Genomic DNA, 5,099 nt, shown 5'->3' with positions numbered 1-5,099 from the left:
GGCCGACTTCGGGCGGCTCAGGAAGTCGACCTTTTCGGCGATGATCTCGCAGCCGTAGCGGTCGTTGCCCATGCTGTCGATCCACTTGGTGTAGTGGATGCGGCCGTGGACGAGGACCTTCATGCCCTTTTCGCAGTGCTCCGCGACCGTCTTGCCGAGGCCGTTGAAGCAGGTGATGCGGTGCCATTCCGTGTCCATGACCCGGTAGCCGTTCTCGTCGCGCAGGACGCGACCTTCCGAGATGCGGGGGCGGGAGGTGGCGAGGCTGAAGTTGGTGATCTTGGTGCCCGCGCCTTTGGTGGTGCGGACTTCGGGGGTCTGACCGATGTTGCCGGCTAGGATGACGATGTTCTGCATGGTAAGCTCCTGTATGTCCTGTCTTCGGGACCGTCCCTTCGACAAGACCCGGAAAAAGCCCGTCGGGTGACGCGTGCACGGTGGACGGAACGGACGCCGGAAACCCCCAGAGGTCCGGGGTGGAGCGGGCAGCCCCATAGGGGCAACACGGCCCGGACTGACGCGGGGTTGCGCGCAGGCAAGCGAACGGGATTAGGGGATTGTCAGTCGAAGGGATGGCCCAGAAGACAGAGATGCGCGGGGAGCCCATGCCAGGCCCTGTCATCCCGGCAATCGGAACAGCCTAACCCCCAGTCCAGCACCTCCCTGGCGGCGAAGACGGCGGCCAACAGCTTTTGCCACCCCTGCCCCAGCCTTCCGGGAGTTGCGGCGCCTTGCCGCGACGGGCTATCGATACAGGGACATTCAGGACACGGAGCGCATCAATGGCTGATTACGATCTCGAGGCACTGTCGCTCGGCGAGCTGAAGAAAATGCAGAAGGACGTCGCCAAGGCGATCTCCACCTATGAGGATCGGCAGAGGGCGGAAGCGCGCGCCAAGGTGGAAGCTCTCGCCCGGGATTTGGGCTACTCCCTAGCCGAACTTGTGGGCACCGAGACGAAATCCTCCCGCGCGCCTACCGCGGCGAAGTACCGGCACCCTGAGAACCCGGCGCTCACCTGGTCTGGTCGTGGGCGTAAGCCGCAATGGTTCGTGGAGGCACTGGCTGCGGGGAAAACGGCAACCGATTTGGCAATCAACTGATCTAGCCCAGATGCGTCGGGCTCCTCGGTCAATACGCCACCAAGTGAGCGGTGCGCGCATGGCAGACTTTCAGCTCAATGTGTAAAGCCTGATCCGTTCCTCAGCGATTCAGAATGCTTGTTCTGGTCGGTGATAGTCGCGCCTCGAACCCCGAGGCCCGGCCTTCGCGAGGCGACCTGAGTTCGAATTGACTGTCAGACCTCTCGGCAATCGTCGCAACAATGGCCAGCCCAAGACCGCTGCCCTCTCCATCGGACCGGGCACGCTCGAACCGGTGCGTCAGCCGTGCGAGGTCCTCGGCGGGCACGACCGGGCCGTCGTTGGCGACGATCAGCGTTCCGTCATTCACAAGCGAGACCTCAACCGGGGTCTCTGGCTGACCATGGCGCAGGGCGTTCTCGATCAGATTGCGCAAAATGATCGCAAAGGCGTCGGGGTCCAGATCCGACATGACGGCGCTTTCTGGCATGGTGAGCAAGATGCGCCCGTGCCCCGCAATGCGTGCAAGGTCGTCGACGATCAGTCGGGCCACGGGGCGAATATCGGAAACGACGTCGCGGCGCAGGCGGCCGCCCTCGGCGCGGGCCAGTTGCAGCAGGCGTTCGGAGAGGCGGGTCAGGCGTTTCAGCGTGGCCTCGATTTCGGCCGCACGGGCCTTGGCGTCGGCGTCGCGCGTCTCTGTCTGCAGCCGTTGTGCCTGTGCGATGGCACCGGCCAGCGGGGTGCGGAGTTCATGGGCGGCGTTTGCCGCAAAACTGCGTTCAGCCTCGAAGGCCGCCTCCAGCCGTGAAAGAAGGCTGTTCATCGTGTCGGCGAGGGGCGCAATCTCGGTCGGCAGACCCTCGCTGGAGACGGGGCTCAGGTCGCGTGCGCCCCGCGCCGACAGCCGGTCGCGGAACTGGCGCAGGGGCGCAAGGCTGGCGCGGACGGCAAAAATGATGGCGAGGAGCGCCACCGGCAGAACAATCAGCAGCGGCAGGCCAAGACCCATCTGGAGCTCGCGCGCCACGCTTGCGCGATGGTCCAGCGGCTCAGCCACTGTGATCCGGATCGTGCCCTGTACGGCCTCGTCGCTGTAGAGCCGATGTGTCGCCGTCTGGCGAAAGCCGATCCCGTCCCAGGCGGGAAACACGCCCGGGTCGGCGGCATGGGATTGCAGCAGGATGCGCCCCTGATCATCGCGCACGATGTAGGTGAAGAACTCGTCATGTTCGCGGATGGCGGCGAGGCGCTGGCTGATGCCAGGCTCCTCACGGTTCAGGATGTCGACCACGGCCAAGGGCAGGATGCGCTGCGCGGTTTCCTGAAGGGCTGAATCGAAGACCTCTTCGATCTCGCCACGCGCGATCAGCGCCGTCACGGTGGCAGCCGCAACCCAGAGCACCGTGAGGGCAATGCCAAGCCAGAGCCCGAGGCGACCCTGAAGACTGCGCGGCGCCCTCATGCGCGGCCCAGACGGTAACCGAGGCCGCGCTCGGTCTCGATCATCTCCGCCCCCAGCTTCTTACGTAAGCGGCTGACATGAACCTCGATCGTATTGCTCTCGATCTCGGCCCCAAAGGCGTAAAGCTTGTCCTCAAGCTGCGCCTTGGACAGAAGCTGCCCAGGCCGGGACAGGAACGCCTCAAAAAGTGCCCATTCCCGGGCAGTCAGGGTCACCGGCCGTCCTTCGCGGTGAATGCTGCGCGCTGCAAGATCGATCTCCAGTGGCCCGTGAGTGACGATGGGGTTGGGGGTGCCCGCATAGCGGCGCGCCACCGAGCCGATCCGGGCGGACAGTTCCGCCAGATCGAAGGGTTTCACCAGATAGTCGTCGGCCCCTGCGTTCAGCCCCTCGATCCGGTCGCTGATCTGGTCAAGTGCGGTCAGGATGATGACGGGCGTCACATCTCCCTTGGCCCGCAGGCGGCGCAGGAACGGGATGCCCCGGCCATCGGGCAGCATCAGGTCCAGCAGCACAAGGTCAAAGCTTGCCCCGCCAATCGCGTCCCCGGCCGCATCCAGCCGCTGGACCCAGTCAACCGAATGGCCATCGGCGGCGATCTGGTCCCGCACGGCTGCACCAAGAACCATGTCATCCTCAACAAGCAGTATGCGCATGATCCTTTGCCCCCTTGGCCCCGTGCCGGTTCCGTTCTGACTGTCTCTCCTGACATCAAACTGAAGCCATGCAGCAGCCGTCTTCAGGATGCCGTCAGCTTCGGCGCGCATCACATCATCCAGACTGGCCGTAACCCGGAGTGTGGCCCATGCGAAAGACACTGACAATTCTTGCTTTTCTGGCGGCCCTGCCAGCCGGTGCCGCGCTGGCTGATGATGATTGCTTCGTGCCGATGGCCGATTGGCAGCCGCGCGAGGCGGCGGCCGAGTTCGCCACCTCGCAAGGCTGGGAGGTCCGGCGCATCAAGATCGACGACGGCTGCTACGAGATCGACGGTCGCGACGCGCAAGGCCGCGCGATCGAGGTCAAGCTGCATCCCGGCACGCTCCAGATCATCGAATTCGAGTTCGAGGATGACGACGACGATCGCGAACGCGAAGGCCAGGAAAATGACTGACCATGTTTCCGTGCAGACCAAGGACGTCGCGACCCTGCGTGTCTGGGACCCTCTGGTCCGAATGTTCCACTGGGGCCTCGTGGCCGCTTTTGCGACAGCCTGGCTGACAGCCGATGAGGTGCAGCCCGTCCATGAATTCGCGGGCTACACGGTCGCGGGCCTTGTGGCCTTCCGGCTGATCTGTGGCTTTGCCGGCAGCCGCTATGCGCGCTTTGCGCAGTTCGTGAAAGGCCCCGGCGCGACGCTCGCCTATCTGGGTTCCATGCTGCGCGGTCGCGAACGCCGTTACCTCGGCCACAACCCAGCGGGGGCGGCGATGATCGTGGCGCTGATGCTGACGCTGTCCGGCACGGCCTTCACAGGCTGGCTGATGGCGGAACCAGACCTTGTGGCGTTGCTGCCCGCCTTGCCGCAGATCGTGGCCCCGGCTTGGGCGGACGATGATGGCGACGAGTACGGCGAGGGACGCGAGGTCGAAGGCGCGCTCGAGGAGATCCACGAGACCCTCGCCAACCTTATGCTGATGCTGGCGGCGCTGCATGTCGCCGGTGTTGTCCTGGCTTCGGTCCGCCACCGCGAGAACCTCGCCCGCGCCATGATCACCGGTGAGAAGCGCGCCGCCGAACCCGGCGACATCGCCTAACCCTTTTCCCCGACCACGCTTGTCCCTCGTGGTCCGACTGGCCCCGCCCTACCCCGGCGGGGCCTTTTTCTTCCTGACGCCAAGCTGAAGCAGAAAATGGGACGGCGTCAGGAACCGCTCAGGTCCGGGGCCCAGATTGGCAGCATCAGATCCTAGGAGACAACGCCATGACATCCCGACTTTCCCTTCTTTTCGCGTCGACGGCCCTGACCGTGGCACTCGGCCTGCCTGCCCTTGCCGCGATGCAGGCCCAAGGCAACGCGCAGGGCGACTGCAGCGGCGTTTGCGCCGCCGTGCTCAGTGCGGACGACCAGCCCGTGCCCCTCATCCGTGTGAGCGGAGACGATGACGATGATGACGACGGCGGATGGGTACGTCGCGGGCACGACGACGAGGACTGCGACGACGACGACGATGATGATGATGATGATGATGATGACGGTTGCATCGGCGCTCTCGGCAACCCCGCGCCCGCAGGCACTGTCGCACCTCCGGCAAACGGGCTCTTCGGCAACGGCGCGCCGCCCGTGGCTGTGACCAACTGATCCCGGCTCTAGCGCCCCACCGCCATGTGGGGCGCCCATCATCATCGAAAGGACATCCGATGAAATCCCTTCTCGCCACCCTTGCCCTGACCACCGCCCTGACCCTGCCGGGGTTGGCGATGGCCCGACCCGTGACGCTGACCACCACCATGAACAGCTATGGCGGCGATGGCGCCTACCTGGCGCTCTACGTCACCGATGCCTCGGGCGCCTATGTCGGCAGCCTGTGGATGGCGGGCGGCAAGTCGAA

At 65.1% G+C, this 5,099-nt stretch carries 8 protein-coding genes; 5 read left to right on the top strand and 3 right to left on the bottom strand.

Features of this window, described 5'->3' with window-relative positions; translation table 11 throughout:
- Positions 1 to 357: single-stranded DNA-binding protein (locus U1E69_RS09960; RefSeq protein ID WP_322244226.1), on the bottom strand; the 357-nt coding region annotated here is incomplete at its 3' end.
- A 425-nt stretch (positions 358 to 782) separates the two neighbouring features.
- Here U1E69_RS09960 and U1E69_RS09955 point away from each other — a divergent pair.
- Positions 783 to 1,103, top strand: coding sequence for an H-NS histone family protein (locus U1E69_RS09955; RefSeq protein WP_322244225.1), 321 nt, complete (start codon positions 783 to 785; stop codon positions 1,101 to 1,103).
- 100 nt (positions 1,104 to 1,203) lie between these two features.
- Here U1E69_RS09955 and U1E69_RS09950 read toward each other — a convergent pair whose 3' ends face one another.
- Positions 1,204 to 2,547 (bottom strand): ATP-binding protein, encoded by a 1,344-nt coding sequence (locus U1E69_RS09950; protein ID WP_322244224.1) that lies wholly within the window; start codon positions 2,545 to 2,547, stop codon positions 1,204 to 1,206.
- Positions 2,544 to 3,203, bottom strand: a complete 660-nt coding sequence (locus U1E69_RS09945) for a response regulator transcription factor (RefSeq protein WP_322244223.1) — start codon at positions 3,201 to 3,203, stop codon at positions 2,544 to 2,546. Before U1E69_RS09945 ends, U1E69_RS09950 begins: the two co-directional genes overlap by 4 nt.
- Positions 3,204 to 3,352: 149 nt before the next feature.
- Between U1E69_RS09945 and U1E69_RS09940 the strand changes: the two genes are divergently transcribed.
- From U1E69_RS09940 to U1E69_RS09925, 4 genes are all read left to right on the top strand, one after another.
- Positions 3,353 to 3,661: a PepSY domain-containing protein gene (locus tag U1E69_RS09940; RefSeq protein WP_322244222.1), complete on the top strand. Its 309-nt coding sequence runs from the start codon at positions 3,353 to 3,355 to the stop codon at positions 3,659 to 3,661.
- Positions 3,654 to 4,304, top strand: a complete 651-nt coding sequence (locus tag U1E69_RS09935; protein ID WP_322244221.1) for a cytochrome b/b6 domain-containing protein — start codon at positions 3,654 to 3,656, stop codon at positions 4,302 to 4,304. Before U1E69_RS09940 ends, U1E69_RS09935 begins: the two co-directional genes overlap by 8 nt.
- 167 nt (positions 4,305 to 4,471) lie before the next feature.
- Positions 4,472 to 4,849 (top strand): hypothetical protein, encoded by a 378-nt coding sequence (locus tag U1E69_RS09930; protein WP_322244220.1) that lies wholly within the window; start codon positions 4,472 to 4,474, stop codon positions 4,847 to 4,849.
- A gap of 59 nt (positions 4,850 to 4,908) precedes the next feature.
- Positions 4,909 to 5,099: DUF2271 domain-containing protein (locus U1E69_RS09925; RefSeq protein WP_322244219.1), on the top strand; the 191-nt coding region annotated here is incomplete at its 3' end.

Origin of the sequence: Tabrizicola sp. (assembly GCF_034366665.1) — a bacterium.
Lineage (GTDB): Bacteria > Pseudomonadota > Alphaproteobacteria > Rhodobacterales > Rhodobacteraceae > Tabrizicola.
Note: the sequence above shows the minus strand (reverse complement) of the source record. Positions and strands in the feature narration are given on the sequence as shown.